Source organism: Dyadobacter pollutisoli, from assembly GCF_026625565.1.
GTDB classification, from domain to species: domain Bacteria; phylum Bacteroidota; class Bacteroidia; order Cytophagales; family Spirosomataceae; genus Dyadobacter; species Dyadobacter pollutisoli.
Map to the genome: position 1 here is coordinate 880,633 of NZ_CP112998.1, position 15,308 is coordinate 895,940.

The 15,308-nt window shown below is 45.6% G+C and carries 15 protein-coding genes; 3 read left to right on the top strand and 12 right to left on the bottom strand.

What is annotated here, in order from left to right; all coding sequences use genetic code 11:
* Positions 1–20 precede the first annotated feature (20 nt).
* The 6 genes from ON006_RS03770 to ON006_RS03795 all read right to left on the bottom strand — a co-directional run bounded on the left by ON006_RS03770 (position 21) and on the right by ON006_RS03795 (position 5,047).
* Positions 21–695, bottom strand: a complete 675-nt coding sequence (locus ON006_RS03770; RefSeq protein WP_244823972.1) for a type 1 glutamine amidotransferase domain-containing protein — start codon at positions 693–695, stop codon at positions 21–23.
* 3 nt (positions 696–698) lie between these two features.
* Entirely contained in the window at positions 699–956 is a 258-nt protein-coding gene (locus ON006_RS03775) for a hypothetical protein (RefSeq protein ID WP_244823973.1), read from the bottom strand.
* 137 nt (positions 957–1,093) lie between these two features.
* On the bottom strand, positions 1,094–2,119 hold the full coding sequence (locus tag ON006_RS03780) for an amidohydrolase family protein (protein WP_244823974.1): 1,026 nt from the start codon (positions 2,117–2,119) through the stop codon (positions 1,094–1,096).
* An 87-nt stretch (positions 2,120–2,206) separates the two neighbouring features.
* Positions 2,207–3,049: a helix-turn-helix domain-containing protein gene (locus tag ON006_RS03785; RefSeq protein WP_244823975.1), complete on the bottom strand. Its 843-nt coding sequence runs from the start codon at positions 3,047–3,049 to the stop codon at positions 2,207–2,209.
* Positions 3,050–3,098: 49 nt separating this feature from the next.
* On the bottom strand, positions 3,099–3,989 hold the full coding sequence (locus ON006_RS03790) for an MBL fold metallo-hydrolase (protein ID WP_244823976.1): 891 nt from the start codon (positions 3,987–3,989) through the stop codon (positions 3,099–3,101).
* Between the two features lie 53 nt (positions 3,990–4,042).
* Positions 4,043–5,047, bottom strand: coding sequence for a carboxymuconolactone decarboxylase family protein (locus ON006_RS03795; protein WP_244823977.1), 1,005 nt, complete (start codon positions 5,045–5,047; stop codon positions 4,043–4,045).
* A 216-nt stretch (positions 5,048–5,263) separates the two neighbouring features.
* Here ON006_RS03795 and ON006_RS03800 point away from each other — a divergent pair, with 216 nt between their 5' ends.
* Positions 5,264–6,160 (top strand): helix-turn-helix domain-containing protein, encoded by an 897-nt coding sequence (locus tag ON006_RS03800; RefSeq protein WP_244823978.1) that lies wholly within the window; start codon positions 5,264–5,266, stop codon positions 6,158–6,160.
* Positions 6,161–6,236: 76 nt separating this feature from the next.
* On the opposite strand, the gene ON006_RS03805 is transcribed toward ON006_RS03800, so the two are convergent.
* Positions 6,237–6,596: a LytR/AlgR family response regulator transcription factor gene (locus ON006_RS03805; RefSeq protein ID WP_244823979.1), complete on the bottom strand. Its 360-nt coding sequence runs from the start codon at positions 6,594–6,596 to the stop codon at positions 6,237–6,239.
* A 331-nt stretch (positions 6,597–6,927) separates the two neighbouring features.
* On the opposite strand from ON006_RS03805, the gene ON006_RS03810 reads away from it, so the two are divergent.
* The gene (locus ON006_RS03810; protein WP_244823980.1) at positions 6,928–7,554 is read left to right on the top strand and encodes a tetratricopeptide repeat protein; all 627 of its coding nucleotides are present in this window, start codon (positions 6,928–6,930) and stop codon (positions 7,552–7,554) included.
* A gap of 75 nt (positions 7,555–7,629) precedes the next feature.
* Entirely contained in the window at positions 7,630–8,481 is an 852-nt protein-coding gene (locus ON006_RS03815; RefSeq protein WP_244823981.1) for an arginase family protein, read from the top strand.
* Here the strand turns inward: ON006_RS03815 and ON006_RS03820 are convergent.
* The 5 genes from ON006_RS03820 to ON006_RS03840 form a co-directional block, all read right to left on the bottom strand.
* Positions 8,438–9,733: a caspase family protein gene (locus tag ON006_RS03820; protein ID WP_244823982.1), complete on the bottom strand. Its 1,296-nt coding sequence runs from the start codon at positions 9,731–9,733 to the stop codon at positions 8,438–8,440. The two genes, ON006_RS03815 and ON006_RS03820, sit on opposite strands and share 44 nt — an antisense overlap.
* A complete protein-coding gene (locus ON006_RS03825; RefSeq protein ID WP_244823983.1) occupies positions 9,733–11,337 on the bottom strand; it encodes a M48 family metalloprotease in 1,605 nt (534 codons plus the stop codon). Before ON006_RS03825 ends, ON006_RS03820 begins: the two co-directional genes overlap by 1 nt.
* A gap of 132 nt (positions 11,338–11,469) precedes the next feature.
* Complete coding sequence (locus ON006_RS03830; protein WP_244823984.1) at positions 11,470–12,918, bottom strand: caspase family protein; 1,449 nt, start codon at positions 12,916–12,918, stop codon at positions 11,470–11,472.
* Between the two features lie 42 nt (positions 12,919–12,960).
* The gene (locus ON006_RS03835) at positions 12,961–14,439 is read right to left on the bottom strand and encodes a hypothetical protein (protein ID WP_244823985.1); all 1,479 of its coding nucleotides are present in this window, start codon (positions 14,437–14,439) and stop codon (positions 12,961–12,963) included.
* Positions 14,436–15,215 carry a hypothetical protein gene (locus ON006_RS03840; RefSeq protein WP_244823986.1) on the bottom strand — a complete coding sequence of 260 codons (780 nt, stop codon included), beginning with the start codon at positions 15,213–15,215 and terminating at the stop codon, positions 14,436–14,438. The genes ON006_RS03835 and ON006_RS03840 overlap by 4 nt, the downstream gene beginning before the upstream one ends.
* Positions 15,216–15,308: the final 93 nt, after the last annotated feature.

Consider the following 15,308-nt stretch of genomic DNA (forward strand, 5'->3'; position numbering starts at 1 on the left):
AACAGGCTTTTACGTTCCTTTTAAGTTAAAGCAGTTAAAAGCGCCTTACCTACACTCGAAGCTGATTGCGGATTCTGGCCGGTTATAAGGCGGTCATCTACGGCGGTGTTATTACTCCAATTCGGCGCCTGCTTATGCAATGCGCCGCGGGCTTCCAGGGCCTCAGCCAATAGAAAGGGTACTACCTTCGTAGACTGCACTTCCTCCTCCTCCTCATCATTAGTGAATGCAGCTACTTTTTTGCCAGCAACTAAATAAGTGCCGTCGCTAAGTGTAGCGTTTACGAAGGCTGCCGGACCATGGCATACGGCTGAAACGATCTTGCCGTCTTCGTAGATTTCACGGATGGCGCTGAGTACCGACGGCGTCTCGGGGAAATCCCACATCGTTCCATGGCCTCCGGCAAAGAATATCGCATCGTATGGATTCAGATCCACATCTTCCAAATTGGCCGTATGTTCAATTTTGCGGCGAAACTCATCGTCCGTCCAATATTTCGCATTGACAGGGTCATTTAAGTCCTCTAACCCGTCCAGCGGCGCGGCCCCGCCCTTGATGGATGCAATATCCACCCGGATACCGGCACCTTCCAGGACCGAAAGCGGGTGCGTGACCTCGCTCAGGTTAAATCCGGTGGGGATCCCCGTGTCTCCTTTTTGGTCACAGCTTGTAACCACAAACAGTACTTTCTTCATATTTTAAAATTGTTTGTCGAGAAGTGTGTATTCGGTTTTTTCAAAATGTTTGGAAAGGGGTAGTTGGGAGATCAGTTGCTTTACCGTTCCCAAGTCGGTTTCATTGAAGACCAGCACGGCGCCACCGCCTGCCTCTTTCACGAAAATGTGTGCTAGGATTCCTTTTTGCTGCCACTCTGCCACTACGGCAAACTCTCCCTTTAAAACCTCTTCGATATTTTCAACCTTGCCTAAGGTCGTATTGACCATTATCGTATTCATAAGTTTTCCTTTTTGATGGCAAAGCTACGACTGGTCACCCGTACCGTGTTAAGCGCATTAGCACCAATGCTTATGAATTTCAAACCAATTCAACATCCGTCGTTAGACTTAAGAGATGATTAAAAGCATCTTTCAACTTAATACAGGTGCAGTAGCCGCTCGGCATTTTTATAGCCAATATTATTTTTGTCCTCGTCGGATATAGCAGCATTGTCCAGGAAGCCACGGGTGTTTTCATCAATCAAGAAAGGATAATCGCCCGAATAAATAATCTGGTCTGAACCGACCTGGGACAAGGCAAATAGCAGGTGGGCCTCGGAGAAAAGGCCGCTGGGCGTGATAGAAATATTACTCCGATAATACTCGGAGATCTTACGGTCCACTTTGAGCATTTTGCCTAACTGGTCATCCAACCGGTTTAGAAAGAAAGGTACCAATTCACCCCAATGCCCCGAAATGAGCTTCAGTCCTGGCAACTTATCCAACAGCCCAGAGGCGATCAGGCGGACGATGCCTATACCGGAATCCACATGCCAGCCGTAACCGGCAGATGCAAACATCGCGGCTGCAACGGCAGACCAGTCGGTACTTTGATAGTAATATCCTGCAATGTGTTCGGCAATGATAGCAGGATGCATATAAACAGGCACATCCAGGGATTGGGCTGTTGAAAAGATCGGGAAAAATTCAGCTTGATCGAAAAACGCTCCGTTAAATGTTCCTGACAGCATAGCGCCTTTCAGGCCGAGCTCAGCCACAGACCTTTCCAGCTCTGCACTTGCGGCTAGCGGGTCAACCACCGGCAGAACGGCAAATCCGGAAAATCTTGTAGGATACTTTTTAATAAGCGCTGCCAGTTCATCATTGGCGGCCCTGCATAAATCAATGGCAAGTGCTTTGTCGGTGATGTTCTGAGGACTTGAAGGTCCGTAGAACAGCACCTGCATATCGATCCCGCCGGCATCCATAAATTGTATGCGCCGCTGTCCTACATCTTCAATGTCGGCCGTAGGCAAAGCCATTGCCATGAAGTCTTTTTGCACGCTGCTTACGGCTGCTCTTCCACTATTTTGAGTGCTATTGAATTCGGATACCTTCTGTGAGATTTCTTTCAGCATAAAGTGTTCTTCAATAGTGATGATTTTATCAACAGGCTTTATCATCTGTTTTCGATTTAAGTTTGTCTTAATTGCTCGGCTTGCAGGGCTAAAATGTTGATTAGTCGCAGCATTCCTATTTGCCTTGAAAATTCAAACCATTTCCCGATAGATGCGCGGGCTCAGGCCTGTGATCTTTTTGAATAGACCGTCGAAATGGGAATGATATTCAAAACCCAGGCAGTGGGCTATTTCTGAAATACTCCAATCCGTATGTTGTAAGAGAATCCGGGCTTCGGTGATGATCCTTTCGTTGATGATCTTCAAAATGGTCTTTCCGGTCTCTTTTTTTAGCATCCTGTTGAGATAGTTGGGATGGACACCGAGCCGCCCTGCAAAGTCTGTCGGTTTGGTGAATTGAATGGACTTTCTTTTATTTTCAACCGGAAATTGTGTATCCAGCATTCTTAGAAACAGCGTGGAAATCCTTAGTGAAGCTGTTTTATGAGCTGTCCTTTCAGAGTAGCCCGCAACGGCCCTGGACTTTAATGCCTCATGGACCAGAATACAGATAAAGCTTCTGATCATTTCCTGCCTTTTTACATAATCACCGCCATTTTCCTCTAAAATCCTTTTGAAAATGAAGTTGACATTGGCAATCTGTGTTTGATCTTGCAATTCATATACGGGGAGGTTCCCAATGTTGAACACCGACAGCGATCCTATGTTATCAAAGTATTCGGCGCCTTTCAGGAAATCTTCGGTAAACAGGCAACCATAGCCATTTTGGGTATCAGATACGATTTCCCAGGAATACGGCGTATTGATGTTGCCGAAAAACAGGCATGTACCCGACAGGTTTACGCATTTATCGGCAAAATAGACCCTGCTTTCACCGGTGACCAGACAAATCCGGTATAGGTCCTTCCTGCCAAAGGAAGGGACATAATTGCACAGGCTCTCGATTTGGAATGCTTTGAAGTCATTTGATTTCATCCATAGTGGTTTTTAGCAATCTGATTGTTAGGATGGATTGGAGATGATTTTATTGCTTTTCCCTCAGCGGTTTCAACACATAGGCTTCACCGGGTGCCAGCACAACCACGCGGCCTGGATTTACCACCAGTTTTTTAAGAACTTCGGGGTCTGCATTAAACGGTGTAAAATCCGGTGCATCCACGGTGCCCCAGTGAGATAATAGTAAAGGCGTATCGGGGTAGGCACTGGCTATTTTTAGAGCGCCCTCTAGCGTAAAATGCCACTCGTTGTCGGAAAAATCAAACAGGATAGCGTCGGGGGGAACCATGGTCAAGTGCTCGGGCATCAACTTTGAATCCCCTTCTGCCCAAATCGTGCCGTTCGCTGTCCGGATCAGAAAGCCCGCGCAATCCGCCTTTTTAAAATGCCTTGTTTTGTTGGGAGCATAATTTTGCCAGTCATGATCGGCAGGGGTCAGGGTAACCTTTATCTTTCCGACATCAAAAACGTCACCGATTCCGTGTCCGGTCGATCTGAATCCTTGGTTTTTCATTAGCGAATCGACATAGGCAGTAGCATGATACATCCCGGTAAGCTGAGCAAGATCTGTCAGTGTTGGAATACTATAGTGGTCGTTGTCGCTATGGGTAATTAGCACGGCGTCCAAACGGGGAACATCTTTTGGCTCAATGGGCGCTTTGAAAAGTACCGGCATGTCGAATCCCTTCAACAAGGGATCAACCATCAAGGTGGTTCCTTGGCTGTTGATAAAAAAACCACCATTGCCCATCCATCTGATCACGGTCTGCTCGGACTTTTGAAAGGCTTCTTTGCCAAATGGTATTGGGGCGTGTGGTGTGGCCTGTGCCCTTTTATTGAGGGGCTTTTTGACAGTGGTCTGGGCATGTACGCTCAGGGTGATCACTGAGAGTGTTGCTATTAAAACAATATTTTTCATGATGTTGAATTAGCTTAATGGTGATACCGGATCCTATTATACGTTGCCCGGTGTTATTGGCTTCCTAGTTTTTTAAATACCAGGTTCATGGCTTGCGGGTCGATTGCATACATATCCACCAGTTTTAATGTCTTGACCATTTTCATTGTCGTCGTTTTGTAATGCAGAAAATGCGGGGTCTGCAAATGTGACTTGTAAGCGGCCTGGTTGGCGTAGATTTCCACGATCCTGATCTGGCCGGGGTTTTCCTTTTGGTACATAGGATAAATAGCAATCACCCCCGGCTCGATTTTCACTGATTCTGATGATTCCTGTCCGAGAATGGCTTTATACGCTGCCAGGTATTCGGGTAGAATCTCGATCTCGGAGATTCTAATCATCATGTCCGGCTGGATAACCGGTAGTGCCGGCTGCGCTATCGCTTTCCTTAAAGTATTGGCTTGCGCCCTGCCGACATACTTTTCGATCAGTCCTGCCAGTTCAATCAACTGCCCATCCGTAACCCCAGTGCGCTTGCCCATCGTGATGTGTGCCTGCAGCTGCGACTCCACGCCAGCCATGGCCGCCAGAGCAGAAATCGTCACCAATTCGCGTTGACGATGATTCAATACATCACGGCTGAATATATCCGCAAACAAATGCTCTTTTAAAAACGTATCAATGATGGGCGCAAAGGCATTGACGCCCGTCTTTGGTCCTCCTTCTTCTTTGCCAGTTAATTGCTGTAGCGTGCGTTTACCGGTCTCGTACTTATCTGCGATTGTGATGGGGGCCGCGTCTTTCCCTTCCGCATCTTTAATCCCTTTGGCTTTCCTTTCGTCCAGCACGGACATCAGGGCATTTATCGCATTCAGGCTCCGCGGGAAGCCGCAATAGGCATAAAGCTGCACCAGCGCCTCCTTTATTTCATTGACCGTGAGACCTGCATCCAATCCTGTACTGAGTGCCGTTTGGAGTGGTGGCATGTTGCCGGTGGCAGTCAGTGCCGCGATGGCCGCCATGCTTTGCTGGTGTTCATTTAAAGCGGCAGCGTTGTTAATTTTATGCTGTGCATGCATCGTACTGAGGTTTATTGTGCAGACAAAAAGCAGTGTCCATTTAAGAAATTTATTTTTGCCCATGTGGTGTGCTGATTGATTGTTTTACAAATTTCGCCATTACCGTCTTTTTGCATTTATACAGAATACAGAAGTATTTACCACTTTTACTGAATTGATGGAAATGAGACCTATTACACGCATCAGTTCGCTAGATTTGTCTAAAACATTAGCGCTATGGAACACCTGGACAGGATCGATACCATAAAACAGTACAATGATGCAATGGGGGTAGACACCCGGCACCCATTGGTAAGTGTAGTAAATTTTGATCAGATGCCAACCTACCAATACTTTCGGAGGTATATGGGAGTATATGCTATTTTCCTCAAATACGTCAAATGCGGTGACATGCGGTATGGGTGCCAGCCCTACGACTATGAAGATGGTACTTTGGTGTTCATATCACCCGGACAGGTATATGGGATCGATAGCAACGGCCAGATCATCAAACCCTGGGGAAGGGCGCTGGTGTTTCACCCCGATTTGATTGCCGGTACGCACCTGGGGAAACAGATCAAAGATTATTCGTTCTTTTCTTATGAGGTAAATGAGGCTTTGCATTTATCTAAAAAAGAAAGAGCGACCATCAACGATTGCCTACAGAAAATCGACACCGAGATAGAACTCAACATTGACAAGCACAGCAAAACACTTATCGTTTCCAATATAGAGCTCCTTTTGAATTACTGCATGCGGTTCTATGACAGGCAGTTTATTACCAGAAGCCACGTCAATAAGGACATCCTGGTGCGCTTTGAAAACCTGCTCAGCGATTATTTCAAATCCGGCCTGGGGCGGACGCTGGGTTTGCCGACTGTTGCCTATTGTGCCGAGCAACTGCATATATCTCCTAATTACTTTGGTGATCTCATTAAAAAAGAGTCTGGCTGTACAGCATTGGATTACATTCAATCAAAACTGATTGACGAAGCGAAGGGCAAGATTTTTGACCCTGCGAAATCCATCAATGAAATAGCGGATGAGCTCGGCTTTAAATACCAGCAGCATTTTACCCGCCTGTTTAAGCAAAAGGTGGGCGTCACACCTAACGAGTACCGAAATGTCAATTAGTGAAAAGGCCAAAACTTTGACTGTTGTTTTAGAAGGTTGTGCTATAAGCTCTAAGCAATAGTATTTTAGCCTTTGGTCAGATAAATAGTTCTCTCAATAAATGCTTCCTTTGTCTGCTTAGCAGGACCTGTTCACCTCCTTCCATTAACAAGTAGCCTCCGTCTTCCTTTTTATAGGATAAGATCCGGTTTTTGTTCACCAGAAATGATTGATGCGTTCGTATGAAACCGTACGGCTCTAGGAGAAATTCGTATTCACCAATTGGTTTGCTGACGGTTATAGGCCCAACTCCTTTGATAGAAAAAGTTGTGTAACTGTTACTCGAACGGCAGAAAATGATGTCATCTATGGATACGTACCGCACTTCCGTGGCTTCCGGTAGTGCAATTTTCTTCTGACGTTTGCTGTGCATGTTTTCAAAGGATTGAATGAGCATGCCAATCTGTATTTCCCGGTCGCGCTACCTCGTTTACCGAACAACTACATGCTCTGGAATAAGCCGTAATGGCTTGAAAGAAACAGAACCAGCAATACGATGACGGTTATCAAAGTTATATTAAGTGCGGTTTCCAGTGAATTCCGCTTAAATCAAAAAACTAAGGCCACGCACTGCCGAGTACAGCATCAAAGTTAGGGCGAATCGAGTTGGTTTGTCGGCAGGTTTAAGAATAAAGAGAGATTACAACGATAAAAAAATACGAATCAAAATGAGATTTATTTTCACGGTTATTTGCATCTGCATTTCTTACACATCCATTGCACAAAAAATGAGTTACAAGGAATGGAAAAGAGAGGCAAAGGAAAATATCAGGCTTCTTCCAAAATACGGTGATAAACCAAAAACCAAGGAGCAGTTGGCTTCCGACAGCCAACTCATTGACGAATATATAAAGCAGGAGGGAAGTAGGCGTAATGCCTCAGAAGTGCTAATCAAACTTGGCTTTAACTATCTGTACAGGGGCGATGTAAGAACGGCAATGTATCGCTTTAATCAAGCCTGGCTTCTGGATCCAGAAAATGAAAATGTGTTTTGGGGTTGGGGAGCCATTTATTTTACGTTTAATGATACTATAAAAGCATTGGAACAATATGATGAAGGATTAAGCAAGAATCCTGAAAATTCCAATATCCTGACAGATAAGGCTACTGTTTTTATGAATAGATATCATGAAAGTAAGGACACGGCTTCCTTATCGTCGGCAATCTCATTATTTTCAAAATCGTACTTGATTGACAGCTTAAACCAAAATACATCGTATAAGCTATCAGTTGCCTATTTTTTAACAAAGGACTGTGATAATGCGCTGCGATTTTATGATATATGTGAAAAGCTCGGGGGGAAACCAATTCAAAAAGAATATGCAGTAGCATTGGAAAGTACCTGTAAAAAGTAGGGCAGACTCGAACCTTATTTAGTAAAGTGATTCTCCACCGGTCAATTAACTTGAACTGAAAACAGCGAATGAACCATGGACCGATCTTATCAACGCATTTTAGCCCCGTCGATTTTGGGTTTATGGCCTTCGGGAATCGAGCTATTGCCGTACGCGTTACAACTCAATGGATTTCTTAAAGGCACTGCCTCGCCTCGGCTCGTACCTTTTCATTTAGAAACTTTTTCTGGTGAACGTGCCTCGGAACATGATGTGCTTAACGCCCAAGCCATTGTTGATTATTCACGCCAATTGGCAGACGCCGTTGCCGAAGTGCGCCATCAGGGCTCCTTTCCGGTTGTTTTGGGCGGAGATTGCAGCATTCTGTTCGGTTGCATGTTGGCTCTCAAACGAAAGGGGACCTACGGTCTCGTCCACATCGACGCCCATGCCGACTTTTACGGGCCGGAATCCGAGCCGAATGGCCAAGCTGCGTCGATGGATTTAGCATTGGTTGTGGGCCGTGGGCCGGATCTGCTAACCAATATAGATGGTCAATATCCTTATACACTTGAAAAGCATGTCGTACAGATAGGGCAACGTGACGCTGATGAAGCAGCTAAATGGGGGAGCGATCGGATCGAAGATTCAAATATCCGCTGCTTTGATCTGAAAACGGTTCACAATGAGGGTATTATTCCCGTTTTGGCGAAAGTGAAGGATCATCTGCTAACGGAGAATAGCCGCTTCTGGATCCATTTTGATGTCGATGTTTTGTCAGACGAAATCATGCCAGCTGTTGATTACCGGTTGCCTGGTGGCCTAACCTTTGATGAAGCAAGCACCATTCTTCAAACCCTAATGTATTGCTCGCTGAGCCAACATATATTTATTCACCAAGATATTACCTGTCCAACTCCTTTAGGATCTCTTCAAGTCGTTGAATAATGGTAGGCAGGTCGTTCCGCGCCTGTTGTACCAGCCGGTTTGGCTGCGAGGCATATTTTTGAATAATCGCATAACGCTGATTGACTTCTTTCGCATTTGAGCCCACCCAGCCAGTCACCGTTTGCAGGCTGGGTTTGCAATGTTGGGGCACTCCATCTACCTGATAAAATACGGCCTGCCCGAGGTTGTCGTAAAATGCTTTTTGATTTTTGTAAAAAAGAGAGAATGTCTCGGCGTATTCTACCGCATTATCACTGTCGATTTTTTCGTAGATCTCAATAAGCATCGGGAGGTCTTCCCGGATTCCCGAAAGTGCGGTTTCATTTACATAGTTTGTAACTGATTTGCACGGCTCTTTGGACAGCGAAGTTTTGCCCGGTTCAGATGATGAAACACTGCGCTGGGTCGTTGCCAGGGTTGCAGAGCCGATAACCGGATAAATGTCTTTAATACTATACTGAGGCTCTTGCTCGGTGTCATTCTTCTGTGCCTCTGCCATCGTTTTTTCCTTCACACGATCGGCAAACTTTGCCCAGGAAACCTCTCCGGTGTAGTTGGTCGAATACATTTCACCCATAGCACTCTGGAAAGAAAGGCTCATCCAGCCGCCTTTTGGATCACTATATGAAAATGTATTGCGTTGCGAACTGCTCATGATCATGCCGCCTCGAAAATTGTTGAAAAGCTTGACTAGGCTGGACGGGTTCGGTGTTACGGGTTTCATTACCAATACCTTGCGGGTGCTTGTGACCTGTGGCTCGTCCATTCTGTCGCCATTACAGGCATCGGCAACAACCAGTGAAAAGCGTGGGTTTTTGGCGCGAAGCTTTTTGTAAACTTCTTCCAGATCGCGGGATGATTGTTCCAGATTGACCCGCTCGGTATTCGCATTTCCGAAAATCATGGAGGGATAAGTACTCAAACGGCGGTTCCAGCCGTGGCCGACAAAATAGAAAAGCACCGCATCGTTTGGCCCAACATTAAGCTCATTTACCGTTTTGTCGAGGTTTGCCACATTACAATCAGGGCCATAAAATGGCTTTGCCACCACTTTGAGCCCCGAATATTTTGATAATGTGGCTTGCAGGTCGCTGGTCAGATACACGTATGTTTTGAGCACTGATTCACCGATACTAGGATCATCAGTATCTGCAAAAACGATAAAATGCAAGGTACTCACAGCTGTCGACGGATTGCCGCAAAAGATTATGAACGCCAGCAACATCCATTTGATCAAAGAACTATTTCTCATCACTTTTTGGTCCCAGGTTTAGTGGCCGCTGGCTTTGTTGCCCCGCTTTTTTGTTTGAGAGGCGTCTTTCCTTTCGGTTTTTTCCTGGCATCCGTCGAGCCGCCAGGTGCGGCAGGTGCTTTTTTCTTACCGGTCAGTTCGTCCATAAATGCTTTGTAGTCTTCCTCTCCGGTTTTCAATTTGCTGTAATCCACACTTGAATAGGTGGTTGCCAACAGGAAATTGAGGTTCACAAAGCGGTCTTTCAATTTCGGATGGGTTGCGTCATAGTTCGACACAGGCGCGGACACTTCATCTTCCTTGTCGTCTTCATCATCTTCCAGCGACGAGTCGTTTCCAGTCAGCGAAAGGGCGAGCGCCTGGCCGGCATTTTTCATCTGTTTCTCGTCAATTTTTTCCTGGGCCTCCTGGATTCTTCCCAACCAAAATGCTGCAGCTTCACGTGGGTCATAGCCTGCATTTACCATGTAATACAGTCCTATCCGGTCTGCCTGGCTCTCTTTTTTACGGCTGAAAGAATTCATTGACATTTTCGAAACCGCCTCTGAGAGCATTAATGCCGCAGCTCCCGCGTCTGCCCCTGCCAAAGAGCCTGCCACAATCCCTGCCGCCGCCGGTACTCCTTTCCAGTCATTGCTGTTGCGCATCTTTGCTGTGTGATGTTTGTAAAGCACGTGGGCGACTTCGTGACCGATCACTGCGGATAGTTGCGCCTCGTTTTTTACAGCCTTCAATAAGCCAGTGTTGATCAAAACGACCCCATCAGGTAATGCGGCTGCATTTACCAGCTCATCATTGGCAATATAAAAACGAAAATCAACGCGATCGGGATGGTCTAGCGGAAGCTTTTTCAGGTAGTTCGGGATCAGTTTGTCCCCGATCGTGGTAATGTAGGCCTGCAAACTTCGCGCGGAAATAATGGGAATGCTTTTTTTGTTGCCGATTTTTATTTCATCCAGGTTCACCTTCATAACCAGCGACATTCCTTTGCGAAGCATCCGGTCGTCATCGGCCATCAGCACGGGCGTTACCGTGCCAGATTCTACATTAATGACGCCATCAAGGTCACGTTTTCCACGCAATCTCAATGACGAGCCGAGCTGCATATCACTGAATTTGGAAAACTCTTTTCCTTTCCAGCCCTCCTGTCCTTTTATTTTTTTGTCTTTAACGAGCGTTACGGTTTGCCCGTCGACATAGGCACGTTCGCCCGAAATATCTTCAAAAATGCCTTCCAGCGTTGTGGTAGTGTAATACCCATTGTCCAGCATAATCTCTTTGGCGATTGCCTTGTTGCTTTCCTGTAGATAATCGATCGTCACTACTACGCGCATTCCCTGTTTCAGATTGGCCAGTGGCAGGCTGGTTCGGCGGTCTTTTTTGAAAGTCGTTTGCTCATTGATTTCCAAAGCGGGATAGCGGGACTCGTCTTTTTCAACGAGCACAGGCAGCGTTGTATAAGGCGCTTTGAAATCGCGCACCGTTACATTTTTTAGTACGATATTAATCGGTACTTCCTTTTGAGCCAAGCAGTTAAATGCAAGAAGGGTAAGGTAAAATGTACAGCTACCGGCAAATTTGAGAGGGTATAGGTTTACTCCCATGCAACACTGAAGATTAAGTTAGAGAAATGAGTAGGGTCTTTACTAAAATGTAGTAACGGTTACAATTTACTGTATTCTGCTGAAATTTTAAGAGGTTGATAATCAGACGTCGAAATATTTTCAGAAATACTATCAAAGGATCAGAATATCCCGCGCGCGATTATCAAAAACGGGTTCTTGTTTGGAGCCGAATTTAACTGCCTCGTCCATTACCTCACCTCTGGCAATCCTGAAAACTTCGTCCATTCGCGCGCCTTTTTTTAGGTTTTTCAGCAGGGAACTTGTGTAGAATCCATTGTTTTTCGGACTGTTATAAGAGAATCCATTTTCGGAGGTGGACAGCGCCACGTAACAGTTCGGGATCTGATTCTCGACATATACTTTCTTAAATGCTTTTGTTGCCACAGAGTCAGATTCGGATTTGAAATAAGGGTCCTCACGGCAGGCGTCCATGATGATCACGCAGAAACCGGGAGTTTGTTTCTGCAATCTATCGATCAATGTTGTAACAGAAATCGCCTTTTCTGCAAAACCAGGAGACTTTGTACGGGGCACGTCAACTGGCAACAGGTAATTTTCCCCGTTATAATGTATCCCGTGACCAGCGTAAAAGACCAGCGCTACATCGGACTTTTTTGCCTTTTCATAAAAAGCATCCAGTTTCCTGAATGTTTCCTCTGTATCGGCATTAATGGCGCTCAGCGTATCAAAACCAAGTTCGAGGAGCCGCGTTTGCATGGCTTTGGCGTCATTGACGGGCTGCCCCTGCAATTTTCTGGCCGTTTTATATTCCGAATTACCTACAACCAGGGCCACCCGTGAACCGGCGAAAGTTGCATTGACAGGCGGCGAGGTCAGTGCTGCGATTTTCAGCTTTTCTTCCAGATTCTTTTTACCAATCATCGCATCATAATAGTTCGGGTCTGTTTGAACTGATTGCGAGAAGAATTTTAAAGCATTCTGAAAGTCGCCTTTTTGCTCATAAGCTTCCGCGAGGTCACAATACACCCTGAATAATTGGGTGTGATTAAGGTCAATGCATATCTGAAAGTCAGCAATCGCCTCGTCGGCCTGTCCCCTGCGAAGTTTTGCCCTGCCGCGGTTCCGATATGCGTAAGGTGATTTCGGATCAAGATTAATTCCTTTCTGAGCCGCCGCCTCGGCCTCGTCGAACCTGCCATTTTTAAACTGACAGTAGCTCAGGCCGCTATAATAATCTCCATGCTTCGGCGCCATTCGCACTGCCTTTTTATAATCCTTCTCAGCCCGCAGATAGTCATTTAGCTCCACGTAAGTGTAGGCACGCTGCACATAGTATTTGGCTTTGGTCGAATCCATTGCAATAGCCCTGTTGCTAAACGAGATGGCTTTCGCAAGCTCACGCATTTGCGGCCCGGCCAAAAGAATCGCAGAGCCATTTAAAGCCTCCGCCGCGATCGGCCCATCTGATTTGAGATTCAAAACTTGCTGGTAGTAGGTTAATGCTTTTTGGGGATCGGGTTCGTTGTCGGCCAGTTCCATCCAGCCTGAAACCGTGCGCGGGGTTTGGGCGAAAAGCGGGGTAATGACGCATAGCATCATGAAAAATAATATTTGGATTAAATCATTTTTCACATTATCCGGTCATTTAATGATGGCTTTGTAAAGCGCTCTGATTGAAAAATCGATGGCAGCCAAAATGATAGCAATGGCCATAACATTGACCAATCGGTTGAAAAACAGGATCGAAATCAGCAGGATCGCCAAGAGAATCCAATAATGGGAAGGATTAACAAAATACTCTTCAATATAATAATAAGCACCTTTCCAAAAACCGCTATCATTGGTCTCCCGGTCTCTGAACTTCCGCGTGACGTCCGTGTTAGCTTTGCTGATCACCCGAATGCGGTGTATAAGCCGCCATGCGACAAGTGTGAAAAGCACAAACAACATCATTGCATAGCCTGGCTCCACATAATGATGTTGAGACATGAGATTGAGGTATGCATTCATAATAATGAGTCCGCCATGAATTTCACCAAATGCCGTCTTATGTATGTCTCTTTCATCTGAAAAACTCCCAATGAAAATAGTAACATGCTTATTACCCTTGTTTGCCAAGGCGTTCAGAATGAGGTCCTGACCTGTTGACTGCGTAGCCGCACCCAAACTTACCGGAAACAATATGTGTTCCCCAGTTTCATTTTCAGGCTGATTTAATTCGAAGAATAACCCCAGCAAGCCTCTTCCTATCTTTTCAAAGATGGTAGTCGGCTCTGAGACCGGCCTGCCCGCCGCCAGCTCATCAGTCAAAAAAAGATCTGGAATCATCCAATTGCTGACCAACTTGCCCGACCGATCTTTGGAAGAATATTCTTTAAAAACCCATTTTAGCGAGGTAGGCAAAAACCAGGTTGAATCATGCGACAGCCATTTCTGTCGCATATAGAGTTCATATGGCAGGGTGGGCCTATGATTTTCATCAAGCAATGGTTGACTAAAATATTTTCCATCATATTCCGTAATATCTACGGACCTGCCGATGTCATTGCCGCCAAACCAATATTGTTCCCTCAGACTATCCATCCCATTCGATTTCGCAAAAAGCAGCTGATTTGTATCGATCAGCTTTTGAAAAGATGTTTTTAAAGTATCGTCTGACCTTGTCGGATAATCCAGCAGAACATCGCAAACGACTACTCCCAGACGTTCTCTGACTCCATCCTTTCCAAGCCAGTTAAACAGTTTGGCCAGTTTTGCCCTATCGGTGATCAGCAGTTGCGCAGTTGAGTCCTCAAATAAGGGCTGTGCGTTGGGGACGAGTTGGGCGTGACGGGATACGTCGATCAGAATGATCTCATTTTCGGATAAGCTCACATGATCATCGATCGCATGTTGGCCCAAATCGGCGAGCAATTCCAGTGCATCGGCTTCCTCATCGAGAAATATTGGCCTCCTGTTAAACTCGAACAGCATCAGATACGTCAGCATCCCACCAATGACAATCGCACCAAATAGTGTTTTGAGGACAGTTATCCATCTTTGGTTGGTCGCGACAACCAAAAACACAACCGCCAGCGAAATGACGTAGACGCCAATGATAATTGCTATTGAAATCATCATGGGCAGGTTATCAAACGTCGGAGAGCTTCTTCCTGGGCGTAGTCGTATTGCCCGCTTTTTTTGCAGATTTTGCCGCCCCAGAAATTTTGAATAAATGTCAGGGATTCGCTCACAAATTTTTCACAATCTGTGATTTCTGCGCGTTTGTTGAGCAATGTGGCTTTTAATGACTCTCTTTCTTCCGGACTCAACAAATACAAAACAGTACGGCCTATTTCTTGGCGCTTTTTATCCTTTTCGGAATAAATAGTAACCCCTTTATAGTCCCCCGGAGTGAGGTTTGAAAATGCATTTGCAGCTAATATCAACTCCTCGCTGGATTTGTCAAAAGGTATATCCATCTCGCCGGAAGCTGATTGAATGATAAATCGGTTCGTTGCCGGAAGTCCGGTGTAAAAACGCAGGGTGTCAATTACGACCAGTGTATCCTGAAAAAAACAGGAGATTTCCTCTTTACTGGGTTCGCCCATCGACCGTGTGCCCAAAACACCCGCGCGGGCATTGTAGAAAAGTGTTTTTTTGCTTCCTGGAGATGGCCATTTAAAAGTTCTGTTCCCAGATCTGACCACTGCAATGGGTGAACTTAGACGATTTGTTCGTTTCCATTCTTCAAATACCTGATTTAGCTGCTGGTAATTAGAATCTGCTTTGAGATTTGAGAGCTGTTTTATGAGTTTATTCCGTGCTTCAACTGTTTCGGAACACCATAACACCTGGTATTGTTCATTAATTGGATTACACAAAAGTAGAAGGGCACCCAGTAGAGCTAGTTTCATGAAAAGGAGGATGTTGAATAGGGTAAATATAAGAAAATCCAGCATTTTTTTTCCGTGTCCATCTGATTTACCAGGAAAATACCCAACATCTCC